Here is a 17,834-nt window from a genome sequence, read left to right as displayed (position 1 = left end):
GTCGGGCAGATTTTTCTTGCAGCGCAACACGGCCATTCCGGAACGTCCGCGCGTCGGGTGACGTTGCGGGGCGATACCGATCATCACAAGGAGCGACTTCCATGCTGAAATGGGCCGTCATATTTGCCGTCATCGCGCTGATCCTCGCCGTCCTCGGCTTCGGCGGCCTTGCTGGCGTGTTCGTCGACATCGCCGTCATTCTGTTCTGGATCGCTGTCATCATCGCCGTTGCCGTCTTCGTGCTGGGCATAACGGTTTATAAAAAGGTGAAGTGAGCGCGCTCCCGCGCAGTCACGGGGGAGAAGGGCTGAATCAGGTTCGTCTCAGCGGGCGACGACAGGGGCGTGCCCCCTGTCGCCGTCACCGGCCGGAGAAGCGTTCGTTGATCCAGTCGCTGACGAGGGCAAGCACCGTCGGCGAGAACGTTTCCTCGATCGTGCTGTACTCGCCCATGCCGCCGGTCCGGGCGGTCTGGAACAGGTGGTTCAGCCCGGGGGCCTCCACGATTGTGACATCGGGATTGTTCCTGAGCGCTGCACGGATCGCGGCAAGGTTTTCCGCCGGCGGCACCTGCCGGTCGAGGCTGCCGATGACGACGAGCACGGGAACGTCGATACGGGCCAGGTTCTCTGCCGGTTCATATCTGAGCAGATAGTGGAGCCAGGGCGCCGTCAGGTTGCCGACAATTCCGGCGGGGTCCATGTCGGGCGGCAGGCCGAGCGCAATCTTTGCTTCCGGCGTCAACACCGCCACGGCGGCGGCATAGGCGGCCTCGGGCGTCTCGGTCGCGGCCACCGCCCTGAACATCGCCTCGACCACCGGCTCGCTACGGTTCAGATCCTCCTCGCTAACGCCCATCTGGGCGCTGACCAGCCGTCGCTGGGCAAGCAGCAGCTGGATAAGATCCGTGCCGGGGGGCGCCAGCCCCACGAAGAAGGCGACCTGGTGGTTTTCGATCATCGCGACCGGCGCGGTGACGCCACCCTCGGAATGGCCGATGAAGCCGATGGCCTCGGCGCGAATTTCGGGACGGCCCGACAGCCACGCGTACGCCGCGTTCGCGTCGGAGGCATGGTCGGGCGACGTCGCCTCTGAATAGACGCCCGTGGACTGACCGACGCCGCGGTCGTCGTAGCGCAGCACGGCGATGCCCCTGCGCGTCAGGTGGTCGGCCAGCACCGCGAACGGCTTGTGGCCCATCAGACTTTCGTCGCGATCCTGCGGGCCCGAGCCGGTCAGAAGGATCGCCGCCGGGAAGGGGCCCTCGCCGTCCGGCAAGGTCAGGGTTCCGGCCAGGCGAACGCCGGGAGCCCGGGGATTGTCGAAGGCGACCTCCTCGACGCGATAGGGAAAGGGGGGTCTGGGCTCCTGGGGGCGGTTCGGTGCGCCCGCTTCCGAACCCGGCGCGCGACGGACGAACGTCGTGGTCACATCCGGCTGCCCGGACGTGACCCATACACCGGTCAGCCGGTCACCGTCGTCCGACAGTGTGCCCGTGAACGTGCTGAGGCCACGAAAGGCCGCAAAGCTCACCCGGTCACCGTCGCGGGCGAGGTCGGTCAACGGCACGCCGTTTACCAGCTGGTCGGGCGAGGCATAGGCGGCAAAGGTGCCCTGCTCGAGCGTGCGGACGCGAAGGACCTGCCGTAGCTCGACTCCGTTGATTTCGACGACGCCCTCCCAGACGCCGTCGAGGCCGGCAACAACCGGGCGCGGCGGCGGCGCGCCCCTCTCAAACTCCAGAGGAAGCGCGGCGCCTTGCGTGAGCGTACCCGTCCAGCGCCGGGTCGTTTCGTCCCAATCGCCCTCATAGGTCGCCCCGGCGTCCGCCACCCGAAATGACAGTCGCTCCGGAGTCACTTCCAAATCCGAGACGGGCGTCAGCCGTCCCGGCGACTGATCGAAATTCTCCAGCGTCGCAGAGAGCGCGCCGTCTTCATCGTGCTCGACGCGGAGGACCAGGGTGATATCGCCGGTCGGCAGCGAAATCGCCCCATGCCAGCTGCCCTCGATATCAGGCGGCGACTGGGCGAAGGCGGGGGTGGCCAGAACGGCGATCAGCAGGGCCAGGAGGCCAGATGCCAGCGTCTTGAGGGACTTCATGGTCCTACCTCGATCCAGTTCGCCAAACTTCCTTGGCGATATGCAAAGCTACCTTGGCATATCAGGGGCTATTGTCAAGGGAGGCGTCGCCTCCCTACGTCAATCGCGGTCGCACCGCGAAAAAGAACATATTGGCAACCAGAACAAAACATGCACATATGCCGGTCACCGGGAGCGGGCCGGGGGTGGATGTCCATCCCTGTGGCGGGTCTCTCCCGAAGTCGGATGGGAATCATGGCAAGGGAGTCGAAGGCAATGGCACAGGCGGCTTTGAAACTGGTGGGCAAGGAAGACGGCGACAAGGCGCGGGCTCTGGAAGCGGCGCTGGCGCAGATTGACCGGGCGTTCGGCAAGGGCTCGGTGATGAAGCTGGGCAAGGGCGGACTGGTGACCGAGATCGAGAGCATCTCGACCGGCTCGCTGGGCCTGGACATGGCGCTGGGGATCGGCGGCCTGCCCTATGGCCGGGTGATCGAGATCTTCGGCCCGGAAAGCTCGGGCAAGACGACTCTGGCGCTGCACACGGTGGCGGAAATCCAGAAGGTCGGCGGTGTGGCCGCCTTCGTCGACGCGGAACATGCGCTGGACCCGGTCTATGCCCAGAAGCTGGGCGTGAACCTCGACGACCTGTTGGTCAGCCAGCCGGACAATGGCGAGCAGGCGCTGGAGATCACGGACACCCTGGTGCGGTCGGGCGCGGTCGACATTGTGGTGATCGACTCGGTCGCCGCCCTGACGCCGCGGGCCGAGATCGAGGGCGAGATGGGCGACAGCCTGCCCGGCCTTCAGGCCCGCCTGATGAGCCAAGCGCTGCGCAAGCTGACCGCCTCGATCTCGCGGACCAACTGCATCGTCATCTTCATCAACCAGATCCGGCACAAGATCGGCGTCATGTACGGCTCGCCCGAGACGACCACGGGCGGCAATGCGCTGAAATTCTACGCCTCGGTGCGCCTCGACATCCGTCGCACCGGCGCCATCAAGAACCGCGACGAGGTGGTCGGCAACACCACCCGGGTCAAGGTGGTCAAGAACAAGGTGGCCCCGCCGTTCCGCGAGGTGATCTTCGACATCATGTATGGCGAAGGCATCTCCAAACTGGGCGAGATCATCGACCTGGGCGTGAAGGCGGGCGTGATCGAGAAGGCCGGAAGCTGGTTCTCCTACGACAGCCAGCGCATCGGTCAGGGCCGCGAGAATGTGCGCGAATTCCTCAAGACCAATCCCGATGTGGCGGCCTCGATCGAAAAGGCCGTACGTCAGTCGACCAGCAAGATCGACGACGAACTGCTGGGCGCGCCCGAGCCCGACGAGGGGCAGGACCTCGAGGGCTGATCGCTCTTAGGCCCCTCAAGCCTCGCTACCGACTTCCCCGGTCGGGTCCCTCGCGACCCGCCACCGACCCCGCGACCCCGTCCGGGGAAAGAGGCCGCTCGACCCCCCGGTCGGGCGGCTTCGTCCGTTCTGGAGGGGCCTGAAACGGGTTCATCACAGAGGGCACAGAGGGATCACAGAGACCACAGAGGGGGCGAGCCTGACGAGAGGCTGAGCCAGGACGATTCCGCAGATGTGACCTCCGTGTCGTCTCCGTGCCCTCTGTGATGAACCTGATCGGCCGAAGACGACAGGCGGGCGCCTTTGCAAGGTTCGGCGGGCTTAATGCGCGACGGTTGGATCCCGAAACAGCCGCTGCAGGCGGGGCCGGACCTTCAGGAACTGCCCATACAGCGCCTCGAGCAGGGCCAGAACATGCCGGTTGCGGGCCGCAAGGCCGAAGGGCCTGAGGATCGGAATGGCGCGCCACATGGCGGCAAAGGCGGCGGCGCCGGACAGCAGCTGCCCGTCCTCGCGCACATGAAAGCGGGACAGCATGTCGGCCGGATCGAGCGGACAGGCCTGGGCCGCGCCCGGTTCGGCGACATCGACAAAGGTCAGGGCCCCGCGTCGGTCCAGGCGCCGCATCACGCCGATCTCGCGGCGACACAGGGGACAGGCCCCGTCATACCAGACGACCACTTCGCGCATGGATCGACCCTAGCCCTCCCCCGGCCCGCCGTCGCCCGCCGCAGTGTCGCGCCCGCACCGCCGATCACGGGCCACGATCACAGGCCACGATCACGGGCAGGTGATGCAATCCGGCGCATTCCCCTATATGACGGCTCCCTCCCCGTTTCCTCCCGACTGACCGAGCCCGCCCCGATGTCCAGCCTCAAAGAGATCCGTTCGACCTTCCTCGACTATTTCGCCGCCGATGGTCACACCAAGGTGCAGTCCGCGCCGCTGGTGCCGCAGAACGATCCGACCCTGCTGTTCGTCAATGCCGGCATGGTGCCGTTCAAGAACGTCTTCACCGGGCAGGAGAAGCGCCCCTACAACCGTGCGACCAGCGCCCAGAAATGCGTGCGCGCCGGGGGCAAGCACAACGACCTGGACAATGTCGGGTATACCGCCCGCCACCACACCTTCTTCGAGATGATGGGCAATTTCTCGTTCGGCGACTACTTCAAGGAACACGCCATCGAGGCCGCCTGGACGCTGGTGACCAAGGACTTCGGCATTCCGAAGGACCGGCTGATGGCCACCGTCTATATCGACGACGATGAGGCCTTCGACCTTTGGAAGAAGATCGCCGGCCTGCCCGAAAGCCGCATCACCCGCATCGCCGGCTCGGACAATTTCTGGTCGATGGGCGACACCGGTCCGTGCGGACCGTGCACCGAAATCTTCTATGACCATGGCGACCACATCTGGGGTGGACCTCCGGGCACGCCGGAAGAGGACGGCGACCGCTGGGTCGAGATCTGGAACCTGGTGTTCATGCAGTTCGAACAGCAGGAAGACGGCACGCGCCTGAACCTGCCCAAGCCGTCGATCGACACCGGCATGGGGCTGGAGCGGGTCGCCGCCGTCCTGCAGGGCGTGCATTCCAACTATGAGACCGATCTGTTCCGCACCCTGATCAACGCCTCGGAAGAGGCCACAGGCGTGGCCGCCCAGGGCGACCAGGCCCCCAGCCACCGGGTGATCGCCGACCACCTGCGGTCGTCGTCCTTCCTGATCGCCGATGGGGTGACGCCGTCGAACGAAGGCCGGGGCTATGTGCTGCGCCGCATCATGCGTCGGGCCATGCGCCACGCGCACCTGCTGGGCGCGGTCGATCCGCTGATGCACCAGCTGGTGCCGACGCTGGTGGCCGAGATGGGCGAGGCCTATCCCGAGCTGACCCGCGCCCAGGCCACCATCGAGGACACGCTGAAGCAGGAAGAGCTGCGTTTCCGCACCACGCTGGGCCGCGGCATGACCCTGTTCGAGGAGGCCACGCGCGATCTGGCCGAGGGCGGCACCCTGCCCGGCGCGACCGCCTTTGCCCTCTATGACACCTATGGCTTCCCGCTGGACCTGACCCAGGACGAGGCGCGCCGCCGCGGTTTTGCCGTCGACACGGACGGTTTTGAAGCGGCCATGACCGAACAGCGCGACCGCTCGCGCGAGCACTGGAAGGGCTCGGGCCAGACGGCCTCGACCGCCGAATGGCTGGCGCTGCGCGACCGCCTCGGGCCGACCGACTTCATCGGCTATGACGATGTGGACGGCACCGGCGAGGTGCTGGCGCTTGTGGTCGACGGCGCTCCGGCCGAGCAGGCGCCGGAAGGGGCCGAGGCCGAACTGGTGCTGGACCGCACCCCCTTCTATGGCGAGGGCGGCGGACAGGCCGGCGACCGCGGCACGCTGAGCTGGACCGGCGGCCAGGCCGAGGTGCTGGATGTGCAAAAGCCCGCGCCCGACCTCTATGTCCATCGCATCAAGATTACCGCGGGCACGCTGAAGACCGGTGACCGGGTCGAGGCCTCGGTGACGGCGCTCGCCCGCCTGACCACGCGCTCGAACCACTCGGCCGCGCACCTGCTGCATGCGGCGCTCAAGAATGTGCTGGGCCCGCACGTGGCGCAAAAGGGGCAGATGGTCGACGCCGACCGGATGCGCTTCGACTTCAGCCACAATGCCCCGGTGACCGACGAGGAACTGGCCCGCATCGAGGATGAGGTGAACGCCGTCATCCGTCAGAACCTGCCGGCCGAGACGAAGCTGATGGCCCCCGACGACGCCATTGCGGCGGGCGCCGTGGCCCTCTTCGGCGAGAAATACGGCGACGAGGTGCGGGTGCTGACGCTGGGCCACAGCCTGGTGGAGGACAAACCCTATTCGGTCGAGCTGTGCGGCGGCACCCATGTGGCGCGCACGGGTGACATCGCCCTTTTCAAGATCGTGTCGGAAAGCGGCATCGCCGCCGGCGTGCGCCGTATCGAGGCCCTGACCGGCGAGCCTGCGCGCCAGTATCTGGAAGGCCAGGCCCGCGTGGCGCGGGGTCTGGCCCGCGACTTCAAGATCCAGCCCACCGATGTGCCGGGCCGGGTCGAGGCGCTGCAGACCTCGGTCAAGGCGCTGGAGAAACAGGTCGCCGAGCTGAAGAAACAGGTCGCCCTGGGCGGCGGCGGCGGCGCCAATGCTGAACCCGAAGAGATCGGTGGCACCAGGCTGATCGCCCGAGTGCTGGACGGCGTCGACGGCAAGGGCCTGCGCGGCGTGGCCGAGGATTTCCGCAAACAGGTGGGTAGCGGCGTCGTCGCCCTGATCGGGACCACCGACGGCAAGGCGGCGGTGACCGTGGCCGTGACCTCGGACGTCACCGACCGGATCAATGCCGCCGACCTGGCCCGCGCCGCGGTTCTGGCCATGGGCGGGCAAGGTGCCGGCGGCAAGCCAGACTTTGCCCAGGGCGGCGCGCCGGACACCAGCAAGGCTGAAGCAGGTCTTCAGGCTATCCGCGACACCCTAGAGCAACGGTGATCATCGCACCTTGAACTGCAGGTTCGATCCGTTAGGTTTGCTCTCATTGGACAGGGGGAGCTGATCTAAACGACCCCTGAGAGTTGATTGGGGGTTTATTCAATGGCGGACACCAAGAACATATTTGCGAACAAGGCTCTTCTGGCCGGCGTCGCGGTCGTGGCGCTGGTCGGCGTGGGCGCGGCGGCCTGGTCCATGGGCGCATTCGGCGGCAAGGGCGGCGGCGGCATGGCCACCGAGATCGACCTGGGCCTGATGCCGGTGGCCTATGGCGAGAACTGCGGCTTCGTCGACGAGGACGGCAAGATCGTCATCAATCCGCAGTTCGACGGCGCGGGCTTCTTCACCCGGGACGGCGTCGCCCCGGTCAGCAACGGGGGCAAATGGGGCCTGATCGACCGCAAGGGCAGCTATGTGGTCAATCCGCAGTTCGACTCCCTCCTGATGCTGGATGGCGGCGACACCCTGCTGGTCGAAGTCGGCGGGCAATGGGGCACGGCGGATCGCAAGGGCGCCTATGTCATCAATCCGCAGTTCGACGAGATGGGCCCGTTCGACCCCAAGGGCCGCGCCCTGGTCCAGTCGGGTGATCAGTACGGCTTCATCGATCGCAAGGGCGCCTACATCATCAATCCGCAGTTCGACTCGGTGGCCATGTCGGGCGAGGACGACATGACCGAGGTCGTCTATTTCACCAAGGGTCTCGCGGCGGCCTCGACCGACCGGAAATGGGGCTTCATCGACGAGAGCGGCAAATGGGTGATCAATCCCCAGTACACCGCCGTCGGCCAGTTCGCCGAAAACGGACTCGCGCCCGTGCTGGTCACCTCGGTCGAGACCACCGAGAATACCCGGGCGGCCGAGGCGTGGGAACAGCGCCAGCAGAGCGCCGAGCAACGCGCCGCCTCCTGGGGCTACAGCTATGAGCGGCCCGAGCGGCCGGACTTCATGGAGGAGACCGAGACCCACCGCTGGGGCTATATCAACACCTCGGGAGAAATGGTCATCCAGCCCCAGTGGGAACAGGCGGGCGGCTTTGGCGCCGGCGGACTGGCCCCCGTGCTGGTCGGCGAGGACTGGGGCTTCATCGATGCCGAGGGCAATCTGGAGATCAATCCGCAGTTCGACATGGTCGGTGAGTTCGAGGACGGTCCCGGCGGGGCGCTGGCCACGGTGGCGGTGCAGGGCGATCGCAACAGCTATCGCTGGGGCGTGATCGACGCCTCGGGCACCTACAAGATCAATCCGCAGTTCCGGGCGATCTCGGACTTCGACAGCAACGGGCGGGCGGTGGTCTCGTCCGGCGAGAAGTTCGGCATGATCGATGCCTCGGGCACCTATGTGATCAACCCGATGTACGACGACCTGCGCCCCATCACCGGCAGCCGCGACTATTTCTTCGTCCGCGGAACGGGGGATGCGGTCGAGATGGGCCGGGTATCGCGCGACGGCAAGGAACTGGCCTCGGTCAACGGCCAGCAGTGCGACAGCCCCTACTGACGGGGCGGCTCGTCCAACCGCGCGTTGGCGGTCATTCCGGACGCCCTGGCAGGGAACGCCGGGTCACCGCTTGCGCCGGGATGAGCATTGGTGATGGAAGGCCTAGGCGTCCGGGAGGTCGATCTCGACCAAGCGCCAGCCGAACAGGCCCTGACGGTCCATGTTGAGGATCAGCGGCTGGTCCGGGCGGTCGGTGGTGGTCAGGCGCACCTCGACGCGGTTGGCGCCGCGATAGGTCCAGGATTTACGGACGTCGTCCTCGGTCTCGCCGGGGGTAGGCTTCGGACGGTTGAGTACGTCCTGGGGCTCGGGCGCCTCGGCGGTGCGAACCATGGTGGCCACGCCCTGGGGGGTGATGATGGCATCGATGGCGCCGGAGACGATGCCGGGTCCCAGCAGCATGCCGACGCCAGCCCAGGCGGGGTCGATGTCGGAGCCTTCGGCCCGCATCTCGGCCATCATGCGGGCGTTCAACTCGTCCTTCAGGCTTTGGCGAACCGCGGGAAAGTCGACCAGCCGCTCCAGCGCGGCCTCATCGCCCTGTTCGGCGGCGCGGGTGAGGGCCTGCATGGCGAACACGGGCGACAGGCCCCAGGCCCCGAGCAGCAGCACGATCGCCAGTCCGGCGACCCCTATGATCAGCTTACGCATAGTCCCCTCAACTCTCCCTGACCCGGTCTGAACCGGGCACTCCCGCTACCGTAACGCTCCCCGGGGATCAGGGTTGCGGTGAGTCGCGGCGTTCGACTATCGCCATCAACCGCCTTTGCGACCGCTCTGACCCACCATCGGGAGACGCTCCTCCGGCAGGCTGACGTGCACCAGATGCCAGCTGAAGAAGCCGGTGCGGGCAAAGGTAAAGACGGTTTCGTCGCCGCTGTTGCCGGTGACTGCCATGCGGGCCCGGTCCATGCCCCAGTAGACCGGTCGGGGCCAGGGGCCGCCGCGGGGCGGCTCGGCCCGGGCACCTTCGGCCTCTGACCGCAGGGCCGCCGCCCGTCCCTCGCCCCGGGTCAGGGCGCCCAGCGCCGCAGGCGTCAGATAGGCGTCGGCCCTCGGCCCCTCGGCCACCGGTCCGCGCTGGAACTGGCGCTGCACGGCACCGATCGGATCCTCGAGGATGGAGGGGGGTGGCGTCAGGGTCTCGACCCGCCCGGTCAGTTGCGGACCCAGCGCCTTGCGCATGGCGCCATAGTCCACCAGCCGGTCGAGCTCGGCCACGTCGCCGCTGTCGGCCGCGCTGCGCAGTCCAAAGAAGGCCACGCCCGGCGCCGCGAAAAAGCTGACGACCAGCAGCACCACCGCCGCCAGGATCAGATTGCCGATAATTTTCAAGACTGCCTCCGGGTCTGTAGCGCGCCAGAATGCACGAACCCGGCCCGGTCACAAACAAAAGCCCCGCCGACGCGAGTCGGGCGGGGCTGATGCGAAGAGGCATTCGTCATCCTCAGACTTGATCTGAGGATGACGAGGGTTTGGTCAGGCCATCGCCTTGTTCAGGTTCTCGGCGACCTTGTCGAGGAAGCCTTCGGTGGTCAGCCAGCTCTGGTGGTCGCCGACCAGCAGGGCCAGGTCCTTGGTCATGTGGCCGCTCTCGACCGTCTCGACGACGACGCGTTCCAGCGTATCGGCAAAGTCGATCAGGGCCTGGTTGCCGTCCAGCTTGCCGCGGTGGGCGAAGCCGCGCGTCCAGGCGTAGATGGAGGCGATGGAGTTGGTCGAGGTGGCCTCGCCCTTCTGGTGCTGGCGATAGTGGCGGGTCACCGTGCCGTGGGCGGCCTCGGATTCCAGCACCTTGCCGTCCGGCGTCATCAGCACCGAGGTCATCAGGCCCAGCGAGCCGAAGCCCTGGGCCACGATGTCGGACTGGACGTCGCCGTCATAGTTCTTGCACGCCCAGACGAAGCCGCCCGACCACTTGATGGCCGCGGCCACCATGTCGTCGATCAGGCGGTGCTCATAGGTCAGGCCCTTGGCCTTGAAGTCGGCGGCGAATTCCTCGTCGAACACCCTCTGGAAGATGTCCTTGAAGCGCCCGTCATAGGCCTTGAGGATGGTGTTCTTGGTCGACAGATAGACCGGATAGTTGCGCTGCAGGCCGAACGAGAAGCTGGCGCGGGCGAAGTCGGTGATCGAGTCATCGAGGTTGTACATGCCCATGGCCACGCCCGACGACGGGGCCTTGAACACCTCGTGCTCGATGACCTTGCCGTCGTCGCCGACGAACTTCATCGTCAGGGTGCCGGGGCCGGGCATGAGGAAGTCGGTGGCCTTGTACTGATCACCGAAGGCGTGACGGCCGACGACGATCGGCTGGGTCCAGCCGGGCACCAGACGCGGCACGTTCGAGCAGATGATCGGCTCGCGGAAGACGACGCCGCCGAGGATGTTGCGGATGGTGCCGTTGGGCGACTTCCACATCTTCTTCAGGCCGAACTCCTCAACCCGGGCCTCGTCCGGGGTGATGGTAGCGCATTTGACGCCGACGCCGTGCTTCTGGATGGCGTGGGCCGCGTCGATGGTCACCTTGTCGTCGGTGGCGTCGCGGTTCTCCATGCCGAGGTCGTAATAGTCGAGCTCGAGGTCGAGGAAGGGGAAGACCAGCTTGTCCTTGATCATCTGCCAGATGATCCGGGTCATCTCGTCGCCGTCGATGTCCACGATGGGGTTGTCGACCTTGATCTTCGCCATGTGCGCTCTCTGTCTTTGGGGGAAGGAAATGTGGGGGCGGTATAGCCGTCAGGCGCCGGGGCGCAAACCCCCGGCGACACGTCGCTCTCCGGCTTCGGCTCGACAGGCTCAGCGCACACCCGCGAGGACCAGACGCAGGAAGTCCGCGTCCGACCAGTCCGTCCCGCCCCCCCGCCGACGCGCGAGGATCCCCGTGGCCTGACGGACGACCACGAGGTCATGGTCCGGGATCAGATACAGCCGCTGATCGCCCGCCCCTGCCGCCATACGGACCGTCGGCAGGCCGGCAAGGGCGCCGGCCGAGGAGTCGATCGGCGAACGCCGGCTGGGCGGGACCAGTCCCGGGCGCAACAGCCACCACGTCAGGCCATACCCGGGATTTGCCGGGGAGGGACGAAAGCAGTCCGCGAGAGCGGCGGGGTCCACGATCGCCCGCCCCTGGATGCGGCACCCGCCCTGCACAAAGGCTCCGAAGCGCGCCCAGTTGCGGGCATCGAAATGCGCCCCCGAGGGCAGGGTCGCCTGGCCCGCCTGTCGACGCCACGACCCGTGCGTCACGCCGGCCGGCCGGAACAGCCGCTCATCCATGAAGGCCAGCACATCGTCCGGCCGTCCCCGCGCCGCCAGCTTGCGCCGCACGATCTCGCCGAATACCTGGAACGGGGCGGGGCCGTAGCGGAAGACCCCCGGTGCGCCTGCAAAGGGCTGGGCCACCGAGGCGGCATAGGTATCGGGCCGACCCGGGGATCCGCCGCCCACGCCGGAAGACAGGCTCAGCAGGCTGCGGATCGTGGCCGTCCGCTTGACCGGATCATCGCGCCATTCCGACAGGGTGTCGGCGCAGGCCTCATCCAGCGTCAGCAGGCCGTCCTGGACCATGGCGGCGGCCAGAATTCCACAGAAGCTCTTGGTGCCGCTGGCCAGCTCATGGGCCCGTCCGGTTTCACGACCGGGATAGTCCTCGAAGACGATCCGGTCGCCCTGCTGCACGAGGAAGGATATCCCGCGCCGCTGCGCCGAATAGTCGGCGGCTGCCGCATAGTCACGGGACCCGGCGCGGCCCGGGGCCGGCGTGGCGACAAGGGCCATGCCCCCGGCAAGGACTGTTCGTCGATCTGGCTGCACGACCCCCTCCTCCTGTGGCTGCATGATCCTTGAACGCGGGCATCCGAGGTATCCGTCGCCGCGCCCTTGCGCGGGCCGACGGGCTGGCCGAGGCTTGGCCCGAAACAGACTGGAGAATCCCCATGCGCCGCATCCCGCTTGTGCTGCTGACCCTTGGCCTTACCTCCGGTCTGGTGGCGTGCCAGAGCGAAGCGGGTCAGACCGCAGGGAGTACGGAGGCGTCGAGCGGCCCCGCCACCTCCGTTGATCCGGCGACGGCCTCGCCGGAAAGCCGGACCTTCCGCGACTGGACTGTGACCTGCGGCAATGACGGGGCCTGTACCGCCTTTGGCGGGGTCGAGAGCGGCACCGGCTGGCTGCGCATTGTCATGCCCGCCGGACCGGAGGCGGAGCCTGTGGTCGATCTGGGGATGGGGATGGACGCCGACAGCCTCGCGCCCACCGTCACCATCGACGGTCGCGCCTATGGACTGGACGTGGCCGATGGTGTGGCCCGTGTTTCGGCTGATCAGGCACGCGCCCTGATCGCGGCGCTGGCCGGGGGGCGGTCGGCCACGGTCGGCTCTGGCGACGAGGCCATGACGCTGTCGGTCTCAGGCGTGTCTGCGGCCCTGCTGTGGATCGATGAGCGGCAGGGCCGGCTGGACACGGTCACCGCCCTGATCCGCAAGGGCGATGCCCCGGCCTCGACGGTGCCCGCCGCCCCGGCCCTGCCGATGGTTTCGGCCGCGCCGGCGGTGGCCCAGACCGGGATGAAGAACGGGACGCAACTGCCCGATGCGGTCGAGGATCTGGCCAAGGTCAAGGACTGTCGCGCTGACACCGACTTCAACCCCGACTTCCAGTATGCGACGCAGCACTACCGGCTGGCGGCCGATACGGTGCTGTGGGGCGTGCCCTGCTTCATGGGTGCCTATAACACCGGCTACCTCTATGTACTGACGGACAGCGCCGGAGCGTCGCCCCGCCTTGTCAGCCTGCCGACCACGGGTGAGGCGATGGAGACGCCGATCAACCCGGACTATGACCCGGCCACGCGGCGGCTGGAGGCGTTCGGCAAGGGGCGGGGAATCGGCGATTGCGGCACGGTTCACCAGTGGATCTGGACGGGGCAAGAGTTCGTGCTGGAGCACGAGCGGCTGATGGAAGCCTGCATGGGCGTCACCGCCGACCTGTGGCCGGTCACCTGGGCCACGCGCCCGACGACGTAGCGCCGGTATCAGATTCCGTCACAGGCCAGAGCGCCGGGCCGGGTCTAGCCTTCCGTCATGGGAGGCTTGACCATGACCACGACACCCGCGCGTTTTGCCCGCTCGAAAGCCGCTGCGGCCCTGGCGGCCTGTGGCCTGCTGGCGTCCGCCTGTGCGAGCGACGATCCCCTGTCCCATCCCCTGTTCTGGCAAGGGGTGTCGATCGGCGCCGATCTGGTGGCGCTGGCGCTGATCCTGGACTCGGACTGCTACACGCGCATCGACGCCTGGGGCTATCCGTACCAGGTCTGTTACGACGACCGGGATTACCGGGACCGGCCGCATCGCCCGCACCGGCCCCGGCATCCCTGATCTGGGCTCCCTGACCGGGATCAGGCCTGCTGGCTGGCGACCCAGTCGGTGAACACCCGGTCCAGCACCGTCAGCGGCACGCCGCCGACCGCCAGACCGGTGTCGTGGAAGCCCCGGATGTCGAAGCGGTCCCCCAGCGCAGCCTTGGCCGACGCGCGCATCCGCACCCATTCGGTGTGGCCGATCTTGTAGGACGAGGCCTGACCCGGCCAGACGGAGTACCGCTCGACCTCGGTGGTCACGGCGCTTTCCTGATCGCCCAGGGTGTCGACCATGTAGCGGATGGCCTGTTCGCGGCTCCAGCGCTTGTGGTGCAGGCCGGAGTCGACCACCAGACGCGTCGCGCGGAACATCAGTGACTGCAGATAGCCGATCTGACCCCAGGGATCGTCGGCATAGACGCCCATTTCGTCGGCCAGTTGTTCCGCATACAGGCCCCAGCCCTCGGAGTAGGCCGAGAAGCCCAGAATCTTGAGCAGCAGCGGCGCCTCGTCGTTTTCCTGCTGCAGGGCGATCTGGTGGTGATGGCCGGGCGACGCCTCGTGATAGGTCAGGGTCGGCAGCGTCCATTTGGGCCATTCTGCCGTGTCGCGCAGGTTGATGTAGTAGGCCCCGGGCCGCGAGCCATCCAGCGCCGGTCCCTGATAATAGCCGCCGGGCGCGCCCGCCTCGGTAAACACCGGCACGCGCCGCACCTCGACCGGGCTCTTGGGGATACGGCCGAAATATTCGGGCAGCCGCCCCTGCATGTCCTGCATCTGCAGGTTCAGGTCGGCCAGCAGCTGTTCCTTGCCCTCATCGGTGTTGGGATAGATGAAGCGCTGATCCTTGCCCATGGCGGCGATGCGCTCGCCGACCGTGCCCTGGGTCATGCCCTCGGCGCGCAGAAGGCCGTCGGCCCGCGCCGTCAGCTCGGCCACCTGTTCGAGGCCCATCTGGTGGACCTCTTCGCCGGTCATGGTGGTGGTGGTCGAGTTGCGCAGGCCATAGGTGTACCAGGCCTCCCCGTCCGGCAGGCGCCAGACACCGGCATCGTGAACCGCCTCGGCCCGGCGCGCCTTCATCGCCTCGGCCTGACGGACGAGAGCGGGATAGATCTCGCCCTGGACGATCCGCTCGGCCCGGGCGGCCCAGTCGCCGGCGAGGCCCTTTTCCGTCGCGCGCCGCTGGACCGAGGTGGTCATGATCGACTCGGCGGCCGGGGTGTCATGCAGATTGGCCAGCTGCAGCAGGGTCTTGTCGATGACGAAGTCGGGCGGGATGGCGCCGGCGGCAAAGTCCGCGAGCATCCGCTCGGTTTCCTGATCCAGCGCCGTCGGGAAGGCCGCCAGACGCGACAGATAGGCCTCGGCGTCCTCCGCCGTCTCGATCTGATGCTGGCTGTCGAGGAAGTCGGGGATGTTGCTGTACGAGCCCGTCAGCTGGGTGATCGTATAGGGGGAGTTGCCGGTGCCATAAGGGAAGTCCTGGCTGATCTGGACCGTCTCGCCGAAGAATTTGACGGTGTCATAGTTGACCGCGTCGCGCCCGCTCAGGGCCGACCGGTCGATGGCCATCAGCTCCTCGGCAAAGCGATTGAATTTGGCCTCATCGGCGTCGATCTTGGCCTGGGAGCGGTCGTCCAGCTGGCCCTTGGCGGCGGCCATCGGGCCCTTGTCGAAGCCCAGCGAGGTAAGGGCCTCGGGTGAGGTCAGGACCAGCTCCTTGAACACCCGGTCCATCCAGTCATTGAGCTGGGCGACCGGGGTGGCGGCGGGCGCTTCCTGGGCGAGGACCTGACCCGAAGCGGCAAGGCCTGCTCCGGCGGCGGCGGTCAGCAGAAGGCGGCGGCGGTCGATCATGGGAACATCCTCTCGAAGCGTGGCCCGCATACGGCACCATCCCGACGCATCCGACAAGAGGCGGCCCGCCCCCTATTCGGCGTGGAGGTGCTGTTTGACGCGCTCGGCGAGGGTCTTGATGTCCAGCGGCTTGGGCAGGAAGGACACGCCCGCCTCGTCCTGGAGCAGGTCGGAGAAGTCGCTCTCTGCATAGCCCGAGATGAACATCACCGGGATGTCGCCCAGATACGGGCGGGCCTTCTTGAGCAGATTGGGACCGTCCAGCCCGGGCATGATGACGTCCGAGATCATCATGTCGATCTGACCCGCGTGTTCCTCGGCCAGGATCAGGGCCTCCTCGCCGTCGGCGGCCTCGATCACCTCATAGCCGCGCTGGCGCAGCAGGCGGGCGGCGATGCCCCGCACGGCGGCTTCATCCTCGACGAACAGGATGCGGCCTGCGCCCGACAGGTCGCGCGGCGCCTTGACCTTGACCTCGACGGGGGCGACGGCCTCGAGCTCGGCGGCGGCGGCGGCGGGCAGGAAGATACGGAAGGCCGCCCCCGCCCCCTCCAGATTGGTGACGTTGATATGGCCACCGGCCTGTTCGACGATGCCATAGACGGTGGCCAGACCCATGCCCGTACCCTCATTCACCGCCTTGGTCGTGAAGAAGGGCTCGAAGATCTTGTCCAGGATTTCAGGGGGCACGCCGGGTCCGGTGTCCGACACCTCGATCATGGCCACATCGACGTCGGGCGCGTCGTGCCAGCCCATGGCCCGCGCAGCATCGGACGTCAGGCGGCGGGTCGTAATGGTGACCACGCCGGCGCCCGGCTCGACCACGCCGCGCATGGCGTCGCGCGCATTGACCGCCAGATTCATGACGGCGGTTTCCAGCTGGCTCTTGTCGGCCAGCACCACCGGCAGGTCGCGTCCGTGGTCGGTTTCCAGCCGAACATCCTCGCGCAGCAGCCGCCGCAGCAGCACGGCGAACTCGCCCACCAGTTCGCCCAGATCCAGCCGTTCGCGCCGGACCGTCGACTTGCGCGAGAAGGCCAGCAGCTTGCGCACCAGATCGGCGGCCCGGATGGCCGTCTGGCGGATTTCGTTCAGCCCGTCATAGGACGGATCGCCCACGGGGTGACGCTCCAGCAGGCCCGACAGTTGCAGCTGGATGGCCGTCAGCAGATTGTTGAAATCGTGCGCCACCCCGCCCGCCAGCTGGCCGACGGCCTGCATCTTCTGCGCCTGCGAGAGCTGCAGCTCCATCGACTTCTGGGCCGAGGCGTCGAACAGCCAGACGCGCCGGGCGTCGTCCTCAGGGGCGACATAGAGGTGCAGGATGCGGTCGGGGTGCGCGCGGGCCACCAGCTCGATCGGACCGGCCGATCCTGCCGCCAGACGGGTGCGGGCCTCGGCCACACCGGCCGGGTCGAACAGATGGCCAAAGGCGGCATCGCGGGCGGAGGCCGGTCCGGTCAGCAGGGCCAGAGCCGCATTGGGCTGTTCCACCCGCCCGGCGAACAGGTCTTCGTGACGAATGATGGCCGAGCCGAACGGGGCGCCGGCGGCCATGGCGTGACCTTCGCGCAAGGTGCCTGTGCTGCGCGGACGTTGGGCCTCGGCGGCGGCGACCTCGCGGCCCGGGGCCTCGGCCAGCAGGGTTTCGGGTGCGGCGCGGACCAGAAACCGACCCGGTCCGGCATGACCGATCAGGGCCTCGACATCCTTGTCGCCCAGCGGGATCAGGGCGCGTCCCTGTTCCCCGGCGCGCGCCTGGGCAAAGGCGGCATAGAGGGCCTGGGCCGCCTTTCCGCCCCGCCGCGGCAGGCTGGACGTTGCGCCATCCGCCTCGCTCCAGGCGGCATTGAAGGCCAGCACCCGGCCGTCGGACCAGACCAGGGCGGCGGGCTCGGCCAGCGCCGACAGCATCTCGACCGCCGTGTCTCCGGTCGGTTTGCGGGATTCGCTGCGCGTGAAGATCATCAGGCCGATCAGGGCCACGCCCCCCGCCGCAACGATCAGGATCAGACCCGGCGCGCTGAACGGATTGGTGCGAAACGCCGGATAGGCCATGGCCCCGACCAGCAGGGCGCAGCCGATCGCCATCAGCACCAGGGTCAGGTCAATGGGCGCCCCTCGGGGCAGCGGCCGGGCCGGGGTGGTCATCCCGCTCTCTCCT

At 67.6% G+C, this 17,834-nt stretch carries 14 protein-coding genes; 6 read left to right on the top strand and 8 right to left on the bottom strand.

From position 1 onward, the window contains the following. Positions 1-101 precede the first annotated feature (101 nt). Positions 102-275 (top strand): DUF1328 domain-containing protein, encoded by a 174-nt coding sequence (locus tag V7672_RS10990; protein ID WP_335624628.1) that lies wholly within the window; start codon positions 102-104, stop codon positions 273-275. A gap of 85 nt (positions 276-360) precedes the next feature. Here V7672_RS10990 and V7672_RS10985 read toward each other — a convergent pair whose 3' ends face one another. Beyond that, entirely contained in the window at positions 361-2,103 is a 1,743-nt protein-coding gene (locus V7672_RS10985) for a S9 family peptidase (protein ID WP_335624627.1), read from the bottom strand. Positions 2,104-2,358: 255 nt separating this feature from the next. On the opposite strand from V7672_RS10985, the gene recA reads away from it, so the two are divergent. Then, positions 2,359-3,438, top strand: coding sequence for a recombinase RecA (gene recA, locus V7672_RS10980; protein WP_335624626.1), 1,080 nt, complete (start codon positions 2,359-2,361; stop codon positions 3,436-3,438). A gap of 321 nt (positions 3,439-3,759) precedes the next feature. Here the strand turns inward: recA and V7672_RS10975 are convergent, their stop codons facing one another. Further along, positions 3,760-4,128 carry a thiol-disulfide oxidoreductase DCC family protein gene (locus V7672_RS10975; RefSeq protein ID WP_335624625.1) on the bottom strand — a complete coding sequence of 123 codons (369 nt, stop codon included), beginning with the start codon at positions 4,126-4,128 and terminating at the stop codon, positions 3,760-3,762. A gap of 174 nt (positions 4,129-4,302) precedes the next feature. Between V7672_RS10975 and alaS the strand changes: the two genes are divergently transcribed. Together alaS and V7672_RS10965 are read left to right on the top strand one after the other, a co-directional pair. Further along, entirely contained in the window at positions 4,303-6,951 is a 2,649-nt protein-coding gene (gene alaS / locus V7672_RS10970) for an alanine--tRNA ligase (protein WP_335624624.1), read from the top strand. Positions 6,952-7,053: 102 nt separating this feature from the next. Further along, the gene (locus V7672_RS10965) at positions 7,054-8,451 is read left to right on the top strand and encodes a WG repeat-containing protein (protein WP_335624623.1); all 1,398 of its coding nucleotides are present in this window, start codon (positions 7,054-7,056) and stop codon (positions 8,449-8,451) included. Between the two features lie 102 nt (positions 8,452-8,553). Here V7672_RS10965 and V7672_RS10960 read toward each other — a convergent pair whose 3' ends face one another. The 4 genes from V7672_RS10960 to V7672_RS10945 all read right to left on the bottom strand — a co-directional run bounded on the left by V7672_RS10960 (position 8,554) and on the right by V7672_RS10945 (position 12,267). Next, the gene (locus V7672_RS10960; protein WP_335624622.1) at positions 8,554-9,102 is read right to left on the bottom strand and encodes a DUF2939 domain-containing protein; all 549 of its coding nucleotides are present in this window, start codon (positions 9,100-9,102) and stop codon (positions 8,554-8,556) included. Positions 9,103-9,207: 105 nt separating this feature from the next. Next, entirely contained in the window at positions 9,208-9,786 is a 579-nt protein-coding gene (locus V7672_RS10955) for a DUF2939 domain-containing protein (RefSeq protein WP_335624621.1), read from the bottom strand. Positions 9,787-9,930: 144 nt separating this feature from the next. Next, entirely contained in the window at positions 9,931-11,142 is a 1,212-nt protein-coding gene (locus V7672_RS10950) for an NADP-dependent isocitrate dehydrogenase (RefSeq protein ID WP_335624620.1), read from the bottom strand. A gap of 108 nt (positions 11,143-11,250) precedes the next feature. Next, complete coding sequence (locus tag V7672_RS10945; RefSeq protein ID WP_335624619.1) at positions 11,251-12,267, bottom strand: serine hydrolase domain-containing protein; 1,017 nt, start codon at positions 12,265-12,267, stop codon at positions 11,251-11,253. Between the two features lie 122 nt (positions 12,268-12,389). Between V7672_RS10945 and V7672_RS10940 the strand changes: the two genes are divergently transcribed. After that, the gene (locus V7672_RS10940) at positions 12,390-13,478 is read left to right on the top strand and encodes a DUF1176 domain-containing protein (RefSeq protein WP_335624618.1); all 1,089 of its coding nucleotides are present in this window, start codon (positions 12,390-12,392) and stop codon (positions 13,476-13,478) included. Between the two features lie 72 nt (positions 13,479-13,550). Then, positions 13,551-13,829, top strand: coding sequence for a hypothetical protein (locus V7672_RS10935; protein WP_335624617.1), 279 nt, complete (start codon positions 13,551-13,553; stop codon positions 13,827-13,829). A 20-nt stretch (positions 13,830-13,849) separates the two neighbouring features. Here the strand turns inward: V7672_RS10935 and V7672_RS10930 are convergent, their stop codons facing one another. Then, positions 13,850-15,670: a DUF885 domain-containing protein gene (locus tag V7672_RS10930; RefSeq protein WP_335624616.1), complete on the bottom strand. Its 1,821-nt coding sequence runs from the start codon at positions 15,668-15,670 to the stop codon at positions 13,850-13,852. A 72-nt stretch (positions 15,671-15,742) separates the two neighbouring features. Continuing rightward, positions 15,743-17,821, bottom strand: a complete 2,079-nt coding sequence (cckA, locus tag V7672_RS10925; protein WP_335624615.1) for a cell cycle histidine kinase CckA — start codon at positions 17,819-17,821, stop codon at positions 15,743-15,745. Positions 17,822-17,834 lie beyond the last annotated feature (13 nt).

This window comes from Brevundimonas sp. (genome assembly GCF_036963785.1).
Taxonomy (GTDB): domain Bacteria; phylum Pseudomonadota; class Alphaproteobacteria; order Caulobacterales; family Caulobacteraceae; genus Brevundimonas.
This window is presented reverse-complemented; position numbering and strand designations above follow the sequence as displayed.

What these genes read in the sequence shown, in the direction of transcription:
- V7672_RS10935 (WP_335624617.1), top strand. Translation starts at nt 13,551, where the DNA reads ATGACCACGACACCCGCGCGTTTTGCCCGCTCGAAAGCCGCTGCGGCC.
- V7672_RS10965 (WP_335624623.1), top strand. Translation starts at nt 7,054, where the DNA reads ATGGCGGACACCAAGAACATATTTGCGAACAAGGCTCTTCTGGCCGGC.
- V7672_RS10975 (WP_335624625.1), bottom strand. Translation starts at nt 4,128, where the DNA reads ATGCGCGAAGTGGTCGTCTGGTATGACGGGGCCTGTCCCCTGTGTCGC.
- cckA (WP_335624615.1), bottom strand. Translation starts at nt 17,821, where the DNA reads ATGACCACCCCGGCCCGGCCGCTGCCCCGAGGGGCGCCCATTGACCTG.
- V7672_RS10990 (WP_335624628.1), top strand. Translation starts at nt 102, where the DNA reads ATGCTGAAATGGGCCGTCATATTTGCCGTCATCGCGCTGATCCTCGCC.
- recA (WP_335624626.1), top strand. Translation starts at nt 2,359, where the DNA reads ATGGCACAGGCGGCTTTGAAACTGGTGGGCAAGGAAGACGGCGACAAG.
- V7672_RS10930 (WP_335624616.1), bottom strand. Translation starts at nt 15,670, where the DNA reads ATGATCGACCGCCGCCGCCTTCTGCTGACCGCCGCCGCCGGAGCAGGC.
- V7672_RS10960 (WP_335624622.1), bottom strand. Translation starts at nt 9,102, where the DNA reads ATGCGTAAGCTGATCATAGGGGTCGCCGGACTGGCGATCGTGCTGCTG.
- alaS (WP_335624624.1), top strand. Translation starts at nt 4,303, where the DNA reads ATGTCCAGCCTCAAAGAGATCCGTTCGACCTTCCTCGACTATTTCGCC.
- V7672_RS10985 (WP_335624627.1), bottom strand. Translation starts at nt 2,103, where the DNA reads ATGAAGTCCCTCAAGACGCTGGCATCTGGCCTCCTGGCCCTGCTGATC.
- V7672_RS10950 (WP_335624620.1), bottom strand. Translation starts at nt 11,142, where the DNA reads ATGGCGAAGATCAAGGTCGACAACCCCATCGTGGACATCGACGGCGAC.
- V7672_RS10940 (WP_335624618.1), top strand. Translation starts at nt 12,390, where the DNA reads ATGCGCCGCATCCCGCTTGTGCTGCTGACCCTTGGCCTTACCTCCGGT.